The sequence below is a fragment of the Thioclava sp. GXIMD2076 genome (genome assembly GCF_037949795.1).
GTDB lineage: Bacteria > Pseudomonadota > Alphaproteobacteria > Rhodobacterales > Rhodobacteraceae > Thioclava > Thioclava kandeliae.
The window spans coordinates 386,396-405,973 of the sequence record NZ_CP149933.1 but is presented as its reverse complement, the minus strand read 5'-3'; the positions used below and the strand labels follow the sequence as shown (position 1 = coordinate 405,973).

Genomic DNA, 19,578 nt, shown 5'->3' with positions numbered 1-19,578 from the left:
TACGCAAAGCCCGGGCCTGTGCTCCATTGGCCGCCTTTTCCTCATCCCTGTCTTCCCTGCTGCGAGGCTCCACATGCACACGTCCAGCAATCTCTGGCACCTGACCTGCGCCGAACAGATCTCCCCCGACCGTCTTCTGGCGGATGCGGAGGTCGATCTGGCGGTGATCGGAGGCGGATTTACCGGCTGCTCGGCCGCGCTGGAGGCCGCCCGCGCGGGGGCCTCGGTGATCGTGCTCGAGGCCGAGACCCTTGCCCATGGTGGCTCGGGGCGCAATGTCGGGCTGGTCAATGCCGGGCTCTGGCTGCCGCCCGAGGAGGTGGTGGCGCAGCTGGGCGAGGCCATGGGCCGGCGCTTGATCGAGGCGCTCGGGCGCGGCCCCGAAACGGTTTTCTCCCGCATCAGGGAATTCGGCATCGAGTGCGAGGCGGCGCAGAACGGCACCCTGCATCTGGCCCATGCTCCAGGCGGGGTCAGGGATCTGAAGAACCGCTTCCGGCAGGGCACCGGTTTCGGCGCGCCGCTGCGTCTGCTCGACCGCGAGGAAACCGCGCGGCGGACGGGAAGTTCCGCCTTTCATGCCGCGCTTCTCGATCCGCGTGCGGGCACATTGCAGCCGCGCGCCTATTGTCTGGGTTTGGCCCGTGCGGCAATCGCCGCGGGCGCGCGGATCTGCCAGCGGACACCGGTGACGGGGGTCGAGCGGGCGGGCGGGCGGTGGCATGTGCAGGCCGGAGGGCATCGGGTGAGCGCCGCCCGTCTTCTGGTGGCGACAAATGCCTATCACCAGCTGGCTGAAGGGGCCTATGCGCCGGAATATGTCGTGGTGAGTTATTGCCAGTTCGCCACTGCGCCGCTGTCCCCCGATCAGCGCCAGCGGATCCTTGCGGGGCGCGAGGGATGCTGGGATACAGCTATGGTGATGTCCTCGATCCGCACCGACGCGCAGGGGCGGCTGATTATCGGTGGCATGGGCAATACCGAAGGTCCGGCGGCCATGATCCACGAAAGCTGGGCGCGGCGCAAATTGCGTCATCTCTATCCGGAGCTGGCCGATCTTCCTTTCGAGCATCAATGGCGCGGGCGCATCGCGATGACCCGCGACCATATCCCGAAAGTGGTCGCGTTCGGTCCCGATGCCTATGCGGTGTTCGGCTATTCGGGGCGCGGGATCTGTCCGGGCACCGTGATCGGCACAGCCGCCGCGCAGGCGCTGCTGGGGGCGGGGGAGGCGGCGCTGCCCCTGCCGGTCCACCAAGCCTATTCCGAGCGGTTCAAATCCGTCGCGGGCGCCTATGTCGAATTCGGCGCAGCCCTGACCCATGCGCTTCGGCCGGGCCTTCTGGGGGCGTGATCGGCGGATACTCTGGCGCCGGACGAGGTGTCCGGCGCCAGGGCGCGTCTCATTCGAAGGAAAGGAACCCCTCCACCTCTCTCAACGCCGGAGCACGGGCGAGAGCAGCCAGATCGGGACCATGCGGCGCAAGAGCCGGTAGGCCTGCGATGACCGCCTCCAGCTCGGCGGCAACCGCAAGCACCCCCAGATCATCATGCCGCTTGCCGACGATCTGCAGACCGAAGGGCATGCCATTGGCATCAAACCCGCAGGGAATGGTGATCGAGGGGTGGCCTGCAAGGGTCGAGGCGTAGGCCATCGCGAGCCAGTGATAATAGCTCTTGGTGGGCTGGCCGTCGATCTCCTTGGGGTAAAGCTCGTGCCAGTCGCGCGGGCTGATGGTGACGGCGGGGGTCAGCAGATAGTCGTGATGCTCGAAGAAGATCTGCCAGCGGCGGTAGAAATTGCCCTGCGCCGTCAGCGCCTGCGCGACATCCTCTGCCGAATAGCGGCGGCCTTCGGCCACATTGTCATGGACATTGGGCCCGCACAGTTCGGGCGTCGCATCCACATGCGCGCCGAGCCCGAGAAACTGGAGCGCCCTGAGCACCGAGAAGATGCGGTCGGCGTCATGGCAGTCAGGATGGGCATGACGGGTCTCGCCGAAGGCGGGGCCGATCTGCGCCATGGCTTTGGCGAACTGCGCGCGCACGATCCCCTCGACGGGCGCGAAGCCGTAATCCTCGCTGATGGCGATCTTCAGCGATGACAGGTCGCGCCGGGGCAGGGTGGCAAAATCGAGCGGGTTCCACAGAGTCTGGCCGTTGTGTAGGATGGTATAGGGATCGCGTCCGTCGGGACGTGCCATCACCGCCAGCATCAGCCCGACATCGGCCACCGACCGCGCCATCGGACCTGCGGTGGGCAGTGGGATCAATGCCGTTGCCCGCGCCGGTCCGGGCACCACACCGGGGCTGGGGCGGTAGCCTACCACGCCGCAGAAGGCGGCCGGATTGCGCAGGCTGCCGCCGGTATCCGAGCCTGTGGCCAGCGGCGCATAGCCACAGGCCAGCGCCACCGCGGAGCCGCCCGACGAGCCCGCACAGGAGCGCGTGACGTCATAGGGGTTGGCGGTCACTCCGTAGACGCGGTTGCGGGTATTGCCGCCCGCGCTCCATTCGGGGTTGTTGAGCTTGCCCAAGGGGCTGGCCCCCGCCGCCCGCATCGCGGCAACGATCGGATCATCCTTGACCGCGATATTGTCGGCGTAGATCTCCGAGCCGAAGGTGGTCGGCAGACCTTTGACATCGATCATGTCCTTCACGCCGAAGGGCAAGCCGTGCAGAAGACCCAGAGGCGCGCCTTCCATCACCGCGGTCTCGGCGCGGCGGGCATCGTCCAGAAGCCCTTCGAAATTGCGCGCGACCACGGCATTGACGGCATGATCGAGCGTCTCGATCCGTGCGATACAGGCCTCGGCCAGTTCCACGGGAGACAGTTGCTTGCGCGCGATCAGACGACGGGCTTCGCTCGCGCCCAGATCGGCGGGGTCGGTTGCAACGATGCGGGGATGGGTGGTCATGATCTATCCTGTAAATGCTTGGAAATTGCGCGTCCGCGAACGATGAAATCCTGATACTGGTCTTCGGGCACGAAGGCGCCGCCGGTGGTCCAGACCAGATGGACGATATTTCGGGCGGCTTCCGGGGTGAGATGTCTGGCAAGGAAGGCGCGACCTTCCTCGGTGGTCTCCAGCATGGCAGGACCAGCAAAGCCCGAGGCGGCAGAGGGCTCGAGCCGGAAGCCATGATCGGCCATGCGGGCCAGATCGCATAGCAGGCGGTCATCATCTACCGTGATCACACCGGCCAGCCGTGTGTGCATGGCATGGGCGACAAGCCCCGACATGGTGGCCACGGCCATGCCATCGGCCTCGGTGCGGTTGCTCAGACCGACCTCATAGACATCGGTCGCGCGCGCGAGTCCCGCGCGCATCTGCACCAGCGCCGAGGGGGCCTGCACCGGCTCCATGAAGAAGGCATGGACATCAGGGCCGAAAACGGCGCGGGCCCCATAGGCGATCCCGCCCGGTGCGCCACCGATCCCGCAGGGCAGGTAGAGGACCAGAGGGCGGTCCGGCCCGATCTCTATCCCCGCCTTTGCCAGCTGTCTCTGCAATTCCCGCGCCGCCGCGCTATAGCCACGAAACAAGAGTTCGGAGGCCTCGTCATCGACGAAATGGGTCAGCGGATCATTGGCGGCAATATTGCGCGCCGCCGCGACGGCGGCGCTGTAATCGCTGTCATGCTGCACCACCTCGACACCCAGATCGCGCAGGCGCTGCACCTTCCACGCTTTGGCATCATGTGACATGTGCACGGTGGTCTGATAGCCCAGAGCCCGCGCGGCGATCCCCACACTGAGCCCCAGATTGCCGGTGGAGCCCACGGCGATCCGCCGCTGCGCAAAGAACGCCCGAGCCTCCGGCTTTGCCAGCGTGGCGATGTCCCCATCCGGTGAGAGGAGCCCCGCGGCGCGGGCCTGCGTGCGGGCCGTCATCAGCACTTCGAAGAGGCCTCCACGGGCCTTGACCGAGCCCGCCACCGGCAGATCATGATCGCATTTGATCCAGAGCGCGTCTCCCAGTCCGGCAGCGGCGCCGCTGCGCAAGTCCGAGCGGATCGTGCCGGAGGTCTCGGGCCAGAGGGCGGCGATCAGGGGCGCAAGCTCTGCCCAATCGGCCACCGCCCGCGCAAGCCCCGCGCGGGCCTCGTCATCTCCGTCCGGCTGATAGGACGGGTTGCACCATAAAAGCGGCTGCGCCTCTTTCAACCGTGTCTCGAACTCGTCCATCCTGTCCCTGCCTGCCACCTGTCTTCGGGGAGGAGGATAAACATGCAGTTTCGGATTACCAGAGCATGCTCAGGATAAAACGTCACCGCGGGTGCTGTTGCCCTGAAACGGGCAGCAGCCTTTAACGCGAGGCCTTCAGCGAGAGGCCCTCAACGCGAGGAATGCAGGCTGTCGCGCAAGGATTTGAGTTGGGTCTCGATCTGTTCGACGGCCTCGTCGATCACATCGAAACACTGCATGGCGTTTTCGGGGCTGCGATGGGCGATCGAACTGGCGGATTTGACTTTCTGAAGCGCATTGCCCAGATCATGGAACGCCTGATCCATGTCGTTTGATGATAGTTCCATTCTACCTCCCCAAGGTAGTCCGGCAGGCAGCGCCCGTCGTAATACTCTGTAAAAATAAAAATAAGCCAAGCAGTGACCTTAGCCATGCCTACAAGACGGCCTAACACAGATCATGAAACTAAACCTGATGTCAACTCGTGTCAGGCGCGGACAGGCTCGGGGAGGTTCTGGTAGAGATAGCCCATATCGAACTGGGCGAGGGCGGCCAGCCCTTCGGCGTCAAGAATGGTGATCTTCTTGCGCGAGATATCGGCCAGACCCTGTTCGCGCAGTTTGCGCACCACGCGATTCATATGCACGGGGGTGGTGCCGCAGGTTTCGGCCAGCTCGGTCTGGGTCAGCGGGAAGGCGAAGCTGTTATGCTCGATCGCGGCCACCGCTTTGAGGCGGGCATGCACCTCGGTGATCAGATGCGCAAGGCAGCCATCGGCCGAAAGGCTCTGCAGCTTGGCGATCCATTCGCGGTGGATCGCGGCGTCCAGATGCGAGGCGAACCACAGGTGGCGCGCCAGTTTCGGCTCGCGTGTCATTACCACATCCAGATTGACATGGGAGACATAGCCCACGCGGGCGGTGCCGAAGGTCATCAGGTCGTGGTCGATCTTTTTCAGCGCATAGCTGTGCAGATCGACGAAATCTCCGGGCACATGGATGGAGATGATCTGGCGTTTACCGTCACGCTCGTTGACACGAGCGACGAAACCTTCGATCAGGAATGTGCTGCGCTGGGTCACCGACCCGCGCGTCAGGATTTTCTCGCCATGCCCCAGCTGGCACACATCCTGCACCAGATCCTCCATCACGGATTTCTCGTTACGGCTCATGCTGTCACGCACGCGGCCTTTGAGAAAGCGCCATGTATTCGGATAGGTTTCACTCGACATATAGATCACATCGCCCGATCAGGAATAAGCTTACTCGAAAACCAACCAGACGCTTGGAATGTTCCCGCTAAACGGGATCAGGAAACGGCAGGCGGTCTGGATATCGTCCAACTTAACAAATGATAATATGACGCGGTCTCAAGCCTGTCCGGGCATTCCTGACAAAAAAAGGCGACGACTTACGGGCGAATATTGATTTCAGATCATGTAAGCTGACTTAACCGCGCGGCTTCGGGCCTGTTTGGCGAGAGCGGGTGCGATGCCTGCCAAAGGGGCCGCCCGTCGGCTGCGCCTCGCGCATGGCAGATTGTTTCTCCGGTTCTGCCGGACCGGTCTACGCGGCGGAACGTATGGCCCGCATATTGGCCCGCCGTCGCTTTCTTCGCGGATTGGGTAAATATTGGGCATGTCGCTGCATTCTTGCTCTTATTTTCTGACGTTCCGGTGCAATCCTTTGGTATCTTGCGGCTCTGGCCTGCGGGCGTTGACGCGGAGAAATGCCTGCTGCTAGCAATCTACAGGAGTTGGCCGCTAGGGTTCCGGCAGAGATGCGTCTGGTCCGAGAGCAGCCACCGGCGGGGAGACATCCCGTTCGGCACACGGCGGGATAAAAGCCCGGGAGACCTCGTCCAGCCAAGGGATTGGCGGAACGTGGTTTCGTACGTCCCTTATGCAACATGATGAATGTAAAGGAACGAGCCATGATTACTCGCCGTGGACTAATGCTGTCTTCCGCCACCACCCTGATTGCCACCCTGATGGCCACCGCCCCTCTGCAGGCGCAGACCAAACCCTCCTTCAAGGTCGCTTGGTCGATCTATGCGGGCTGGATGCCGTGGGGCTATGCGCAGGATAGCGGAATCGTCCAGAAATGGGCGGATAAATACGGGATCGAGATCGAGGTCACCCAGTTTAACGACTATGTGGAATCGATGAACCAATATACTGTAGGCGCCTATGATGCGGTGACGCTGACCAATATGGACGGGCTGTCCATTCCGGCAGCAGGCGGCGTGGATACCACCGCCGTGATCGTGGGCGATTTCTCCGATGGCAATGATGCCGTGATCCTGAAGGGCAAGGACAAGCTCGAGGATATCAAGGGCGAGAGCGTCAATCTGGTCGAGTTCTCGGTGTCCGAATACCTGCTGAACCGTGGTCTGGAGACCGTGGGTCTGACGGGCCGCGATGTGAAGATCGTCAATACTGCCGATCCCGATATGGTCGGTGCCTTCCAGACGGCGGATGTGCAGGCGATGGTGACATGGAACCCGATGGTCTCGGAGATCGCCAAGCTCGATGACGCGCATATCGTGTTCGACAGCTCGAAGATCCCGGGCGAGATCCTCGATCTGATGGTGGCCAATACCGACACGCTCAAAGCGCATCCCGAATTCGGCAAGGCGCTTGCGGGGATCTGGTATGAAACCGTGGCGCTGATGACCTCGGATACGCCCGAGGGCGCCAGGGCGCGTGCCGCGATGGGCGCGGCCTCCGGCACCGATCAGGCGGGTTTCGAGGAGCAATTGGCCGCAACGCATTTCTTTGCCGATCCGGTCAAGGCGGTGAGCTTCACGCAGTCGAAAGAGATGGCCGATGGTATGGACCATGTGCGCAACTTCCTCTTCGACAAAGGCCTTCTGGGTGCGGGCGCGCCCTCAGTGGATGTGATCGGGATCGAACTCGCCGATGGCACGGTGCTGGGCGACGAAAGCAATGTGAAGCTGCGCTTCGACACGCAGTTCATGCAGGCCGCCGCCGATAACGCGCTGTAATCAGGGCCTCCCATGCGTCTCATCAACGTCAGACCCTCGCGTCGGACGGGGTTGTTTCTTGCCTGCCTGCCGTTCATCGCCCTGCTTGTCGCCTATGCGATCGGTTCGGCGGTGCGGCTCGAGGCCAACCCCGCCGACAAGCTCTTGCCCGGATTCCAGACGATCGCCGATGCGGTCAATACCTATGCCTTTACCCAAGACCGGCGCACCGGCGACTATCTCCTATGGGCCGATACCCGCGCCAGCCTGACCCGCCTTGTTTCGGGGCTGGGGATCGCCACGGCCATCGCGCTCGTTGTGGGCGTGGCGCAGGGCGTGCTGCCACTGGCGCGGGCCGCCCTTGCGCCGCTCGTAGGCTTTATCTCGATGGTGCCACCTCTGGCGCTTCTGCCGGTGCTGTTTATCGCGCTGGGTCTGGGCGAGACCGCCAAGATCGCGCTCATCGTCATCGGCGTGACCCCCATCCTGATCCGCGATCTGGCGCTTCAGGCGGGGGCATTGCCGCGCGAGCAGATCATCAAGGCCGAGACCCTTTCGGCCTCAAGCTGGCTGATCACCCTGCGGGTCGTGCTGCCGCAGGTGCTGCCACGGCTGATCGACAGCCTGCGTTTGCAACTTGGTCCGGCCTTTCTGTTCCTCATCGCGGCCGAGGCCATCTCGGCGGATGCGGGTCTGGGTTACCGGATCTTTCTCGTGCGGCGCTATATGTCGATGGATGTGATCTTTCCCTATGTGGCATGGATCACACTTCTGGCGGTGGTGATGGATGTGGCTCTCAGCCAGCTACGGCGGCGCGCCTTCCCTTGGACGGAGATCCGCCAATGACGCAGATTTCCGTGAAAAACCTCTGGAAGGAATATGGCGAGCAGGTCGTGTTGCAGAACATCGATCTCGAGATCGCGCCGCGCTCGTTTATCGCGCTTGTGGGTCCGTCGGGCTGTGGCAAGACCACCTTCCTGCGGATGCTACTGGGCCAAGAGGGTCTGACGCGAGGGGCGATCACCATTGATGGCGAGGCCCTGCCACCCGAGCCGGGGCCCGATCGGGGCGTGGTCTTCCAGCGCTATTCGGTCTTCCCGCATATGACGGTGCTGGCCAATGTGATGGCAGGCCCCGAGATGAAAGCCGCGCGCCTTTTGGGTCGGACCTTTGGTGCCACCCGCAAGCGCATTGCCGATGAGGCCCGCGCGATGCTGGCCGAGGTCGGGCTTGCGGGGGCCGAGGATAAATATCCCGCCCAGCTTTCGGGCGGAATGCAACAACGTCTGGCGCTCGCGCAGGCGCTGATGATGAAACCCAAGGTGCTTTTGCTGGACGAGCCTTTTGGCGCGCTTGATCCGGGCATCCGCACCGACATCCACAAGCTGATGAAACGGCTCTGGAACGAGGTGCCGATGAGCGTGGTGATGGTCACCCATGACATCCGTGAGGCCTTCACCCTATCGACCCGCATCATCGCCTTCGAGCGCACCCGCAACCTGCCCGAAGAACGGCTACGCTACGGCGCGACCATCACCAAGGACATCGCGATCTGGCCGCCCCGCGTGGCAGGGGCCACTTCGATCTATGATGCCGATATTTATCCCCGTCGGGACGACCCGACAGAACAGGGGCCACTGACCGGGACGACCTGGGCAAAGGAACTCTCGCATGCTGCAACACACTCCGCGTAAGCCCGAGACTATCGCTGCCGATCGCGCCCGCTATGAAGACCATCAACGCCGCGGGCTGGAGGCCGCGCCCTCTGCCATGCCGCAGCCGAGCCCGCTGCCCGCACCCGCGCCCGAAGGGGTGATCTGGGACGAGACCGTGCCGGGGGGCTGGTATTACACCGCCCGTCTGCAAAAGGGCGAGATCCTGCGCCTTCAGGCCAACGGGTTCGGGGCTTCGGCCTCTTTTGCGGCATGGCGCGAAGGCGATGTGACTGAGCGCCAGAACCTGCCCGATACCTGCAAGCTGCAATGGACGACGGATCTGAAAAAGGGCCGCGTGGTGTTTTCCGATATGGGCCGCGTGCTCTATTCGATCATCGAAGACAGCGCGGGCGCCAATGATGCGCTGTCAGGTGGCATGCCCGCCCGCTCGCCGTTTACGCCGGCCTTCCGCTCGACCCGCGAGAATATGATCCTCGCGCTGGCCAAGCTGGGTCTGGGCAAGCGCGACCTTCCTGCGCTTCTGACCTTCTTCGCGCCGGTGCGTGTGGATGACAAGGGGCAGTTCTTCTGGAACGAAAGCCTGCTTTCGGGGCAGGACTGGGTCGAGCTGCGCGCCGAGGAAGACATGATCTATGCGCTCTCCAATACCCGCCATCCGCTGGACCCGACGACGGGTCCGGATGTTCCCGCATTGACGGTGACGCGCATGACCGCGCGCGCTGTCCAACAGGACGACCTGTGCCGCAACGCCACCGCCGAAGCCATCCGTGGCTTTGAAAACAACGCTCGCGCCTGAGGTCTTCCCGATGCAAAACGAACAACAGATCCATGATATCCCCGCAAACCGCCCGTGGTCCGGTCTGGTTAAAAAGGGCCAGACGATCCGCATCATCGACAGCTATGGCCAGCAGGCCATCGACACGATCTTCTATGCAGCGGGTGACCATTCCGAGCGTTATTCCTCGCAAGACACCATGCGCGAGCAGAATGGCGCCTATATCACCCGTGGCACCAAGCTGATCTCGTCGGAGGGGCGCGTTATGCTGACCGTGGTCGATGATACCTCGGGGCGCCATGACACGAATGCGGGCTGCTGCTCGCGCGAGAGCAATACCGTGCGTTTCGGCCACGAGACATCCTATCAGCATGCCTGCCGCGAGAATTTCATTCTGGAACTGTCGAAATACGGCATGGACAAGCGCGACATCGTGCCGAACCTCAATTTCTTCATGAATGTGCCGATCTCGCAGAACGGGTCGATGACCATCGATGACGGCATCTCGAGCCCTGGCGATTACGTCGAGATGAAGGCCGAGATGGATGTGCTCTGCGTCATCTCGAACTGCCCGCAGATCAACAATCCCTGCAACGGCTTCGATCCGACGCCGATCCGCGTAGTGATCGGGGAGTAAGGGCCATGTTCGACAAGGTGCTAGTTGCCAACCGTGGCGAGATCGCGCTGCGGATTATCAAGACGTTGCGCAAGATGGGGGTGGCCTCTGTCGCCGTCTATTCCGATGCCGACCGTTTCGCGCCCCATGTGTCTGCCGCCGATGAGGCGGTCCGTCTGGGGCCGCCTGCGGCCTCGGAAAGCTATCTGCAGATCGATACCGTGATCGAGGCCTGCCTTGCCACGGGCGCGCAGGCCGTCCATCCGGGCTACGGGTTCCTGAGCGAGAACCTCGAGTTCTCGCGCAAGCTGGCGGATCACGGCATCCGCCTGATTGGCCCGCGTCCCGAACATGTGGAGGCTTTCGGGCTCAAACATACCGCCCGCGATCTGGCTAGGGCGGCGGGTGTGCCGCTTTTGCCCGGATCGGGCCTTCTGTCGGGGCCTGATGAGGCGCTCACCGAGGCTTCCTGCGTGGGCTATCCGGTGATGCTGAAATCGACGGCTGGCGGCGGCGGCATCGGCATGCAGCTTTGCGCCGATGAGGCGGCGCTGAGCGCGGCCTATGCGTCGGTCGAGCGGATGGCAGGGGCGAGCTTTGGCGATGCGCGTCTTTATCTGGAACGTTTCGTGGGGCATGCCCGCCATGTCGAGGTGCAGATCTTCGGCAATGGTCAGGGCCGTGTGGTGGCTTTGGGCGAGCGCGACTGCTCGCTCCAGCGCCGCAACCAGAAGGTCATCGAGGAGACCCCCGCGCCGCATCTGCGCGACGAGGTCCGCGCGCGGCTGCTACAGGCTGCCCGCGATCTCTGTGCCTCGGTGGATTATGCTTCGGCGGGGACGGTCGAATTTATCTATGACCCTGCCCGCGAAGAGTTCTACTTCCTCGAAGTCAACACCCGTCTTCAGGTCGAGCACCCTGTGACAGAGGCCGTGCTCGGCATTGATCTGGTCGAATGGATGGTGCGTCAGGCGGCGGGCGAGGACCCGATCCCCGCGCAGCTGCCCGTCTCCCAAGGCGCCGCTTTCGAGGCGCGGCTCTATGCCGAGATGCCGCATGCCGGTTTCCGCCCCTCGGCGGGATTACTGACCGAAGTCAGCTTTTCCGAAAAGGCCCGCAATGATGGCTGGATTGCCACCGGCACCGAGGTCACGCCCTTCTATGATCCGATGCTGGCCAAGGTGATCGTGCATGGTGCCAACCGCGCCGAGGCGCTGGCCAAGCTGCAGGACGCGCTGGCCGAAACGCGCGTTGCAGGAATCGAGACCAACCTCCATTATCTGCGCGCCATTGCCGCCTCCGACCTGTTGGGCTCGGGGAAGGTCGAGACCCGTGCGCTGGATACGTTCGGGTTTACCCCCGCGGTGATCGAGGTTCTGGCACCCGGTGCGCAGTCGTCCATTCAGGAACTGCCCGGACGCGTGGGGATGTGGGGCGTGGGCGTGCCGCCTTCGGGGCCGATGGATGCCCGCAGCCATCGCAATGCCAACCGTCTGCTGGGCAACCCGCCCGATACCACCACGCTGGAGCTGACCGTCAACGGTCCGACCCTGCGCTTTCTGACCGAGACCCGCGTGGCTCTGGCAGGGGCAAAGATGGCGATGGTGCTCGACGGTGCGCCTGTCGAGGGGCCGGTGGTCGATATTTCCGCGGGTGCGACACTGGCGATTGGCACGATTAGCGGCGCTGGCCAGCGCGCCTATCTAGCGGTTGAGGGCGGGTTTGCCGCGCCCGAGGTGCTGGGCTCGCGCGCGACCTTTGCCTTGGGTAAATTCGGCGGCCATGCGACGGGGGTTCTGAAAACCGGCGATACGCTCCATATCGGCGCGGCCCGGGGCGAGCCCGAGGCACTGGAGCCCGCCGACCTGACCCATGAGTGGGAGCTGTCGGTGGTCTTCGGCCCGCATGGTGCGCCGGATTTCTTCCGCGAGAGCGATATCGAGACGCTATTTTCCACCGCCTATGAGGTGCATTTCAACTCGGCCCGTACCGGCGTGCGGCTGATTGGCCCCGCCCCCGACTGGGCGCGCCCAGATGGCGGCGAGGCGGGGCTGCATCCGTCGAATATCCACGACAATGCCTATGCGATCGGCGCGATCGATTTCACCGGTGATATGCCCATTTTGCTGGGGCCGGACGGCCCGAGCCTTGGCGGTTTTGTCTGCCCTGCGGTGGTCGCCGAGGAGGACCAGTGGAAGCTGGGGCAGCTCCGTCCGGGCGACAGGATCCGCTTCTCTGCGGCCCATCGCCCCGAGGATCCGGTGGCAGGCCCGCGGCTTGCCACGCCCAGCCTGCAAAAACTCGGTTCGCCCATTTTGGGCGAGGGGGCAGGGGATGTGCCTGTGGTCTATCGTCGTCAGGGCGATGCGAACCTGCTTGTCGAATATGGCCCGATGGCGCTCGATATCGAGCTGCGGCTGCGCGTGCAGGCGCTGATGCAGGCGGTGGTGGCCGCAGGTCTGCCGCTGCGCGACCTGACGCCGGGCATCCGGTCCCTGCAGATCCACTATGATCCGGCGCGGATTTCCCGACCCGACCTGCTGCGCGAGCTGCAGAGGATCGAGGCCAGCCTGCCGCCCGCCCATCAGATGAAGGTGCCCACCCGCACCGTCTGGCTGCCGCTGTCGTGGAAGGATCCGCAGGCGGAACTGGCGATGCGCAAATATCAGGAGCTGGTGCGCCCCAATGCGCCCTGGTGCCCCGATAACATCGAGTTCATCCGCCGGATCAACGGGCTGGAGGATGAGGCTGCCGTCAAGCGCACCATTTTTGATGCCCGCTATCTGGTGATGGGTCTGGGCGATGTCTATCTTGGCGCGCCGGTGGCCACGCCCGTGGACCCTGCGCATCGGCTCGTGACCACCAAATATAATCCCGCCCGCACTTGGACGCCGGAAAATGCCGTGGGCATCGGCGGCGCCTATATGTGCGTCTACGGGATGGAGGGGCCGGGGGGCTATCAGCTCTTTGGACGTACGATCCAGATGTGGAACACATGGCGGCGCACCAAAGCCTTTGGCGACCGCCCGTGGCTCTTGGATCATTTCGACCAGATCCGCTTCTTCGAGGTGGATCATGACGAATTGACGGAAGCCCGCGAGGCCTTCCCGCATGGGCGCTATGATGTGCGCATCGAGGAGGGCACTTTCGATTGGGCCTCTGAGAAGGCGCGGATCGACCAAGGGGCGGCTCGGACCTTCAAGGCGCGCCAGCAGGCGGCCTTTGAGACCGAGCGCCAGCGCTGGATCGACGAGGGCTTGGATCATTTCTCGGTCGATGAGGTCTTTGGTGCCGATGCGGGCGAGGTGCCCGAGGGGTGCACCGGTGTCGAAAGCCCCGTGCCCGGGAGCCTGTGGAAATTCCTCGTGGCCCCCGGAGAGCCTGTTGCCGCAGGCCAGCCCATTGCCATCGTTGAATCGATGAAAATGGAGATCCCCGTGACCAGCCCCAGCGCGGGCCGTCTGACCGAAACCCGCACGGCCCCCGGCCGTACCGTTCATGCAGGCGATCTGCTTGCCATTGTGGAGGCCCTCTGATGCTGCCCGAATTTCTGTCCATCACCGCAATCCGCAAAGCCTATGCCAGCGGTATGACCCCCCTTGATCTGATCGAGGAGGTCATCCGCCGTTGCGATGCGTCCAAAGACCCCGCGATCTTCATCACGCGGGCCAAGGCCGAGGATCTGCGCGCGCAGGCCAAGGCGCTTGTCGCGCGTGGCCCCGAAGGGCTGCCCCTTTACGGCATCCCCTTTGCCGCCAAGGATAATATCGACGCGATCGGCCTGCCCACCACGGCGGCCTGCCCTGATTTTGCCTATGATCCTGCGGCGGATGCCACGGTGATTGCGCGGCTGAAGGCGGCGGGCGCGATCCTGATCGGCAAGACCAATCTCGACCAGTTCGCCACGGGGCTCAACGGCTCGCGTTCGCCCTATGGTATCCCGCGCTGTGTGTTCGCTGCCGATTATGTCTCGGGCGGGTCCTCCTCGGGCTCGGCTGTGGCCGTGGCATCGGGGCTTTGCGCCTTCTCGCTCGGCACCGATACGGCGGGCTCGGGGCGGGTGCCTGCGATGTTCAACAATCTCGTGGGGCTCAAACCCTCGCCGGGCCTCGTGCCCAATACCGGCCTTGTGCCGGCCTGTGCCTCGGTCGATGTGATCACGGTGTTTGCCGGATCGGTGCCAGAGGCGGCCGAGGTGCGCGCGGTGATGGAGGGCTATGATGCGGCCGATCCCTTCTCGCGCGTGGCCACGCCCCACGCTCTGCCCGCGCGTCTGCGGATTGGCGTGCTGGCGGGGGCCGAGAGGAATTTCTATGGCAATGCGGAGGTCGAGGCTGCCTATGACGCTGCCTGCAAACGCGCGGAGGATTTGGGGGCCGAGCTGGTGCCCTTTGACTATGCACCCTTCCGCGAGGCGGCAGCACTCCTTTATGACGGCCCATGGGTGGCCGAGCGTCTGGCCGCCGTCGAGCCTTTCCTCAACGATCATGCCGACAGCTTCGACCCGACCGTGCGCGGCATTATCGAGGGCGCGCGTAAATATAGCGCGGTCGATGTGTTCAACGGGCTTTACCGGCTGAATGCGCTGCGTCAGAAGGTAAAGCCTGTCTGGGAGGCGGTCGATATGCTGATGCTGCCGACCTCGCCCACGCGCTGCACGGTGGCGGATATGTTGGCCGAGCCGGTCAAGCGCAACAGCGAGTTCGGACTTTATACCAATTTCGCCAATCTCCTTGGCTATGCGGCGATTGCGGTGCCCGGAGGTTTTGGTGCGTCGGGTCTGCCCACGGGCGTGCAATTCGTGGCGCCGCCCTTCAGTGATCAGGCGCTCGTGCCCTTTGCCACCGCCATGCAGAAAGCGGCTGCCTCCGGCATGGGGATCGAGCGTTCCGCAGTGCTGCCCGAGGCGGCGCCTCAGGTGCCCGAAGGCTGGCTGACCATTGCCGCCGTGGGCGCACATCTGTCAGGGATGCCCCTGAACCACGAGCTGACAGGGCCGGGCGGGATATTGCTGGAGACGACCCGCACCGCGGGCGACTACCGCCTTTATAGCCTCACGGGCACGGTGCCGGCCAAGCCGGGTCTGGTCCGTGTGCCGAACGCCACGGGCGATGGGATCGAACTGGAACTCTGGGCACTCCCGCCCGCAGCTTTCGGCGCCTTTGTGGCGGCAATTCCCGCGCCCTTGGGGGTGGGGAAGGTGACGCTGGCCGATGGCCGCGCGGTGACCTGTTTCCTCTGCGAGGCCCATGCCACCGAGGGCGCCGAGGATATTACCGCCTTCGGCGGCTGGCGGGCATGGCGCGCTACGCAGGGATAAGGTAAAAGGCGCAGGCCGGAGGGGACGACCTCTCCGGCCGTTTTCCACCCGGGACGGCCCGATCTGACAGGAGCCAGTCATATGGCATGGATACAGCTCGCGCTTGCGGGGCTTCTCGAAATCATCTGGGCGGTCGCGATGAAGAAATCGCACGGGTTCACGATATTGGTGCCGAGTGTGGTGATGCTGGTCTCGGTGCTGGCCAGTTTCGCCATGCTGGCACTGGCGATGCGGTCGCTGCCGCTCAGCACGGCCTATGGGGTCTGGTCCGGCATCGGGGTGGTGGGCACCTTCATCCTTGGCGTTACCTTTCTAGGCGAGGAGATCAGCCCGCTCCGGCTGTTGGCCGCAGGGCTGATCATCGCAGGCATCGTGCTGATGAAACTCACCACGCCCTAACGGGCCAGCCGATGCGCCTCCGATTTCGGCAAGACGCAGAGCATCTCGTAAAGCAGGTTCGCCGCAATCACCGCCGTATTGCCCGAAGGGTCATAGGGCGGTGAGACCTCCACCAGATCGCAGCCCACCAGATTGAGACCGGCACAGCCGCGCACGATCTCGTAGGCCTGCCATGTGCTCAGCCCGCCCGGTTCCACCGTACCGGTGCCGGGTGCGAAAGCCGGATCGAGGCTGTCGATATCGAAAGACAGATAGACCGGCGCATCGCCCACACGGGCACGCACCTCCTCCATCAGGGGCTTCATCGACTGGTACCAGCATTCCTCGGCCTGCACCACGCGCCAGCCCTGCGCCCGCCCCCAGTCGAAATCATCCGCCGCATAGCCCGTGGCGCGCAACCCGATCTGGGTGACGCGGTCATTGATCAGGCAACCATCCTCCCACGCGCGGCGGAAGGGGCAGCCATGGGCTATGGTCTCGCCAAACATCGCCTCGTTGGTGTCGGAATGCGCATCCACATGGATCAGCGCGACCGGCCCGTGCTTCTTGGCCAGCGCCTTCAGGATCGGCCAAGTCAGCGTGTGATCCCCGCCCAAGGTCAGCGGGATCGCGTCATGGCTCAGCAGCGCGTGATAGTAGTCCTCGATGATCTGCACCGATTTCTTCAGATCGAATGTGTTGATAGGCACATCCCCGATATCGGCGACCTGCATCGCCTCGAAGGGGGCAGCACGGGTGGCCATGTTATAGGGCCGGATCATCCGGCTCTCGTCGCGGATCTGGCGGGGGCCGAGCCGCGTGCCTGCGCGGTTGGAGGCGCCGATATCCATCGGGATCCCCACGAAACAGGCATCGAGCCCCTGCGCGTTTTCCTGAGCAGGCAGGCGCATCATCGTGGCAGGGCCGCCGAAACGCGGCATACTATTGCCGCCCAAGGGTTGGTTATAGGTCATGAGACTCCTCGCATATCAACCGGCAGGGCGAGCCTAGGCCGTACCGAACGGTGATGCCAGCGCTTAGGGGCGTCTTTTCATGGCGGTGGGGCTTTGGCCCGTCCAGCCCTTATAGGCGCGCCAGAAGGCGGTGCCATCGGCATAGCCGAGGGTTGCGGCGATAGTCTCGATGCTTGTTGTGCCATCGGCAAGCAGCAGACGGGCGCGTTCCTCGCGGTAATCCTGCACGATCGCTTTCAACGAGCGGCCTTCCGCCGCCAGATTGCGCTGCAAGGTGCGGGGCGAGGTCTGGAGCTGGCGCGCCACGCTTTCCAGCGTGACCGGTTTTACCCCCAGCATCAGCATGACCAGCGCACGGACTTGATGGGCAAGGCTCTGCCCGCGACCGGCCTCCTCGATCAGCCCCGCCAGATGGCGGTCGATCAGATCCAGAAGATCGGGATCTTCCTCGCGCATCACGCGGGTGGCGGCCTGCATATCGATCAACAGCATATTGGCGGGTTGCGAGAACAGGACGGGCGCCTCGAACCAGCGTTCGATCTGCGCGGGCGGATCGGGGGCGGGATGGCTGAAATGGACCTCCAGCGGGCGCCAGCGCAGATCATAGCCGCGCCGGATCAGCGCGCAGATCCCCGCAAGGGTGAATTCGCTATCCTGCCGTTGCGGGCTCTGGTGTGGTGCGGTGATCATATAGCGAAGGCTCGCATGGGGCGCGTCCTGCTCGAGCGTGACCTGCGTGCCGCCCTGCAGCGCCGCCGAATAGCGTGCCAGACTCTCGAGCCCCTGAAGGATGGTGGCGCAATGCGCCGCGCGCAGCCCCATCGGTCCGAAACTGCCCGGCCGGACCTTGGCCCCCAGCCGCAGCCCCAGATTGGGATCGCCCAGGATCTCTGCCGCCTCCTCGAACAGACCCAGATAGGCCTGCAGCGAAACCGGCGCATACCCATCCTCCAGCACCCGCGAATCAAGGCCGTGGCGCGCGAGGAGTTTTCGCAAAGCGCCCATGTTTCCATCAAACATATCGAAAATCGGCTTAAGAATTATAGCCCTGATGGATAGCGGATTTGGCAAGGGCGCGGCTTGGGCTGACAAAATCTCCTCCTGACCGATCTGTAACGCCATTTGACGTATATTATCGGATTTATGGCGCGGCTGGCAATGGTCGATGCGGGGTCTGCCCCGCACCCAAGAGACAGACCAACATAAAACAACAGGGATGTAACCATGACTGACGCTACAGCCGGAAGCCGGCTCCGCGGCAATTCTATCGGACTTGCCCATATCGTTTTCTTCGTCGTCGCGGCAGCGGCGCCCATGACCGCAGTGGTGGGGGCGACCCCGCCCGCCTTCGCCTTTGGCAACGGCACCGGCGTGCCCGGCGCCTTCGTTCTGGCGGGGCTGCTCTATCTGGTCTTCTCGGTAGGCTACACCGCGATGACGCCCTACATCTCCGGCGCGGGCGGCTTTTTCAGCTATATCTCCCGAGGCATGGGCGCGGCTGCCGGTGTCGGCGGTGCGCTGATGGCGCTTCTGGCCTATTTCGCGATCCAGATCGGGATTTACGCGCTTTTTGCCGTCTTCATGGCCGCGACGCTCGCACCTTATGGCATCGAGCTGCCGTGGTGGGTCTGGTCGCTGGTGGTGCTGGGCGTCGTCGTCTATTTCGGACGCCGCAACATCGCCATCTCTGGGCGCATCCTTGGCGCGTGCATGCTGGCCGAACTGGCGATCCTGCTGCTTCTCGATATCGCGATCCTGTTCCACGGTGGCGGGCCGGAAGGCTTGACGCTGTCGGGGTTCCGCCCCTCCGAGGTGCTGGCCCCCGGTCTGGGTGTGAGCATGGTCTTCGTGCTGGGCGCCTATGTGGGCTTTGAAGCCACTGCGATCTTTGCCGAGGAAGCCCACCGCCCCGAGCGCACCATTCCGCGTGCCACCTATGTGGCCGTCCTGCTGATCACGCTCTTCTACGCTTTCTCCACATGGGCGATCAGCCAGTATTACGGGCCGTCGCAGGTGCGGGGGGCAGCCGAAGCCTCGCTTGAAGGGTTCTACTTCGACGCGGCGGCGGATCTGTTGGGCCCGTGGTCGGTGACGGTGATGAACCTTCTCCTGCTGACCAGCCTCTTTGCCTGCCTTCTGTCCTTCCATAACACGCTCAACCGCTACTTCTACACGCTGGCCCGCGAGAGCCTGATCTGGCGCAAGCTGGCGCATATCCACCCCGAGCATGGCTCGCCGCATATGGCAGGTCTGGTGCAGGCGGGGCTGGTGGCGGTGATCCTGATCGCCTTCGCGATTGGCGGGGCCGACCCCTATATGACCGTCTTCTCGTGGATGGCGGGGCTTGCGGTGCTGGCGATTTTGGCCACGCAGATCCTCGTCTCGGCCTCGGTGATCCGCTTCTTCCGCATCAATACCCATCGCCGTTCGGTCTGGGTGGTGCTGGTGGCGCCTGTGCTGGCGACACTTGGACTTCTGGCGGCCTTCGCCTTGGTCAGTGGCAATATCTCTATGCTGACGGGCAGCGAGAGCGCCATCGTTCTGGCCTTCCCCCTCCTTGTGATCGCCACGGGTCTGGGCGGCGCGCTGATCGCATGGGGCATCAAGGCCCGCAATCCCGCGCTCTATTCCAATCTTGGCCGCAGCTTCGACTGAGCCCTGTGTT

Annotated in this window: 16 protein-coding genes and 1 riboswitch; of the genes, 10 read left to right on the top strand and 6 right to left on the bottom strand. The window is 63.8% G+C overall.

Features of this window, described 5'->3' with window-relative positions:
- Positions 1 to 73: 73 nt before the first annotated feature.
- Positions 74 to 1,354, top strand: a complete 1,281-nt coding sequence (locus tag WDB91_RS15750) for an FAD-binding oxidoreductase (RefSeq protein ID WP_339114578.1) — start codon at positions 74 to 76, stop codon at positions 1,352 to 1,354.
- Between the two features lie 49 nt (positions 1,355 to 1,403).
- On the opposite strand, the gene WDB91_RS15745 is transcribed toward WDB91_RS15750, so the two are convergent.
- From WDB91_RS15745 to WDB91_RS15730, 4 genes are all read right to left on the bottom strand, one after another.
- Positions 1,404 to 2,918, bottom strand: coding sequence for an amidase family protein (locus WDB91_RS15745; protein WP_339114577.1), 1,515 nt, complete (start codon positions 2,916 to 2,918; stop codon positions 1,404 to 1,406).
- A complete protein-coding gene (locus WDB91_RS15740; protein ID WP_339114576.1) occupies positions 2,915 to 4,189 on the bottom strand; it encodes a D-serine ammonia-lyase in 1,275 nt (424 codons plus the stop codon). Before WDB91_RS15740 ends, WDB91_RS15745 begins: the two co-directional genes overlap by 4 nt.
- 149 nt (positions 4,190 to 4,338) lie before the next feature.
- A complete protein-coding gene (locus WDB91_RS15735) occupies positions 4,339 to 4,536 on the bottom strand; it encodes a hypothetical protein (RefSeq protein ID WP_339114575.1) in 198 nt (65 codons plus the stop codon).
- A 140-nt stretch (positions 4,537 to 4,676) separates the two neighbouring features.
- Positions 4,677 to 5,420: a Crp/Fnr family transcriptional regulator gene (locus WDB91_RS15730; protein ID WP_339114574.1), complete on the bottom strand. Its 744-nt coding sequence runs from the start codon at positions 5,418 to 5,420 to the stop codon at positions 4,677 to 4,679.
- A 520-nt stretch (positions 5,421 to 5,940) separates the two neighbouring features.
- Positions 5,941 to 6,044: riboswitch (guanidine-I (ykkC/yxkD leader) on the top strand.
- A gap of 134 nt (positions 6,045 to 6,178) precedes the next feature.
- Between WDB91_RS15730 and WDB91_RS15725 the strand changes: the two genes are divergently transcribed.
- The 8 genes from WDB91_RS15725 to WDB91_RS15690 all read left to right on the top strand — a co-directional run bounded on the left by WDB91_RS15725 (position 6,179) and on the right by WDB91_RS15690 (position 15,960).
- Positions 6,179 to 7,195 carry a putative urea ABC transporter substrate-binding protein gene (locus tag WDB91_RS15725; protein WP_339115110.1) on the top strand — a complete coding sequence of 339 codons (1,017 nt, stop codon included), beginning with the start codon at positions 6,179 to 6,181 and terminating at the stop codon, positions 7,193 to 7,195.
- A gap of 12 nt (positions 7,196 to 7,207) precedes the next feature.
- Positions 7,208 to 8,020 carry an ABC transporter permease subunit gene (locus WDB91_RS15720; protein ID WP_339114573.1) on the top strand — a complete coding sequence of 271 codons (813 nt, stop codon included), beginning with the start codon at positions 7,208 to 7,210 and terminating at the stop codon, positions 8,018 to 8,020.
- Positions 8,017 to 8,868, top strand: coding sequence for an ABC transporter ATP-binding protein (locus tag WDB91_RS15715; RefSeq protein WP_339114572.1), 852 nt, complete (start codon positions 8,017 to 8,019; stop codon positions 8,866 to 8,868). Before WDB91_RS15720 ends, WDB91_RS15715 begins: the two co-directional genes overlap by 4 nt.
- Positions 8,849 to 9,646: an urea amidolyase associated protein UAAP1 gene (locus WDB91_RS15710; RefSeq protein ID WP_339115109.1), complete on the top strand. Its 798-nt coding sequence runs from the start codon at positions 8,849 to 8,851 to the stop codon at positions 9,644 to 9,646. Before WDB91_RS15715 ends, WDB91_RS15710 begins: the two co-directional genes overlap by 20 nt.
- Before the next feature lie 10 nt (positions 9,647 to 9,656).
- Complete coding sequence (locus tag WDB91_RS15705) at positions 9,657 to 10,262, top strand: urea amidolyase associated protein UAAP2 (RefSeq protein ID WP_339114571.1); 606 nt, start codon at positions 9,657 to 9,659, stop codon at positions 10,260 to 10,262.
- Between the two features lie 5 nt (positions 10,263 to 10,267).
- A complete protein-coding gene (uca, locus tag WDB91_RS15700) occupies positions 10,268 to 13,777 on the top strand; it encodes an urea carboxylase (RefSeq protein WP_339114570.1) in 3,510 nt (1,169 codons plus the stop codon).
- Complete coding sequence (gene atzF / locus WDB91_RS15695; protein ID WP_339114569.1) at positions 13,777 to 15,561, top strand: allophanate hydrolase; 1,785 nt, start codon at positions 13,777 to 13,779, stop codon at positions 15,559 to 15,561. The genes uca and atzF overlap by 1 nt, the downstream gene beginning before the upstream one ends.
- A gap of 81 nt (positions 15,562 to 15,642) precedes the next feature.
- Positions 15,643 to 15,960 carry a multidrug efflux SMR transporter gene (locus WDB91_RS15690; RefSeq protein WP_339114568.1) on the top strand — a complete coding sequence of 106 codons (318 nt, stop codon included), beginning with the start codon at positions 15,643 to 15,645 and terminating at the stop codon, positions 15,958 to 15,960.
- Here WDB91_RS15690 and speB read toward each other — a convergent pair.
- Together speB and WDB91_RS15680 are read right to left on the bottom strand one after the other, a co-directional pair.
- A complete protein-coding gene (gene speB / locus WDB91_RS15685; RefSeq protein WP_339114567.1) occupies positions 15,957 to 16,913 on the bottom strand; it encodes an agmatinase in 957 nt (318 codons plus the stop codon). The genes WDB91_RS15690 and speB overlap by 4 nt on opposite strands.
- Positions 16,914 to 16,976: 63 nt before the next feature.
- Positions 16,977 to 17,933 (bottom strand): AraC family transcriptional regulator, encoded by a 957-nt coding sequence (locus WDB91_RS15680; protein WP_339114566.1) that lies wholly within the window; start codon positions 17,931 to 17,933, stop codon positions 16,977 to 16,979.
- 204 nt (positions 17,934 to 18,137) lie between these two features.
- On the opposite strand from WDB91_RS15680, the gene WDB91_RS15675 reads away from it, so the two are divergent.
- Positions 18,138 to 19,568, top strand: coding sequence for an APC family permease (locus WDB91_RS15675; RefSeq protein WP_339114565.1), 1,431 nt, complete (start codon positions 18,138 to 18,140; stop codon positions 19,566 to 19,568).
- Positions 19,569 to 19,578 lie beyond the last annotated feature (10 nt).

Coding starts and splice junctions, on each gene's coding strand:
- WDB91_RS15750 (WP_339114578.1), top strand. CDS start 74: ATGCACACGTCCAGCAATCTCTGGCACCTGACCTGCGCCGAACAGATC.
- WDB91_RS15745 (WP_339114577.1), bottom strand. CDS start 2,918: ATGACCACCCATCCCCGCATCGTTGCAACCGACCCCGCCGATCTGGGC.
- WDB91_RS15740 (WP_339114576.1), bottom strand. CDS start 4,189: ATGGACGAGTTCGAGACACGGTTGAAAGAGGCGCAGCCGCTTTTATGG.
- WDB91_RS15735 (WP_339114575.1), bottom strand. CDS start 4,536: ATGGAACTATCATCAAACGACATGGATCAGGCGTTCCATGATCTGGGC.
- WDB91_RS15730 (WP_339114574.1), bottom strand. CDS start 5,420: ATGTCGAGTGAAACCTATCCGAATACATGGCGCTTTCTCAAAGGCCGC.
- WDB91_RS15725 (WP_339115110.1), top strand. CDS start 6,179: ATGGCCACCGCCCCTCTGCAGGCGCAGACCAAACCCTCCTTCAAGGTC.
- WDB91_RS15720 (WP_339114573.1), top strand. CDS start 7,208: ATGCGTCTCATCAACGTCAGACCCTCGCGTCGGACGGGGTTGTTTCTT.
- WDB91_RS15715 (WP_339114572.1), top strand. CDS start 8,017: ATGACGCAGATTTCCGTGAAAAACCTCTGGAAGGAATATGGCGAGCAG.
- WDB91_RS15705 (WP_339114571.1), top strand. CDS start 9,657: ATGCAAAACGAACAACAGATCCATGATATCCCCGCAAACCGCCCGTGG.
- uca (WP_339114570.1), top strand. CDS start 10,268: ATGTTCGACAAGGTGCTAGTTGCCAACCGTGGCGAGATCGCGCTGCGG.
- atzF (WP_339114569.1), top strand. CDS start 13,777: ATGCTGCCCGAATTTCTGTCCATCACCGCAATCCGCAAAGCCTATGCC.
- WDB91_RS15690 (WP_339114568.1), top strand. CDS start 15,643: ATGGCATGGATACAGCTCGCGCTTGCGGGGCTTCTCGAAATCATCTGG.
- speB (WP_339114567.1), bottom strand. CDS start 16,913: ATGACCTATAACCAACCCTTGGGCGGCAATAGTATGCCGCGTTTCGGC.
- WDB91_RS15680 (WP_339114566.1), bottom strand. CDS start 17,933: ATGTTTGATGGAAACATGGGCGCTTTGCGAAAACTCCTCGCGCGCCAC.
- WDB91_RS15675 (WP_339114565.1), top strand. CDS start 18,138: ATGACTGACGCTACAGCCGGAAGCCGGCTCCGCGGCAATTCTATCGGA.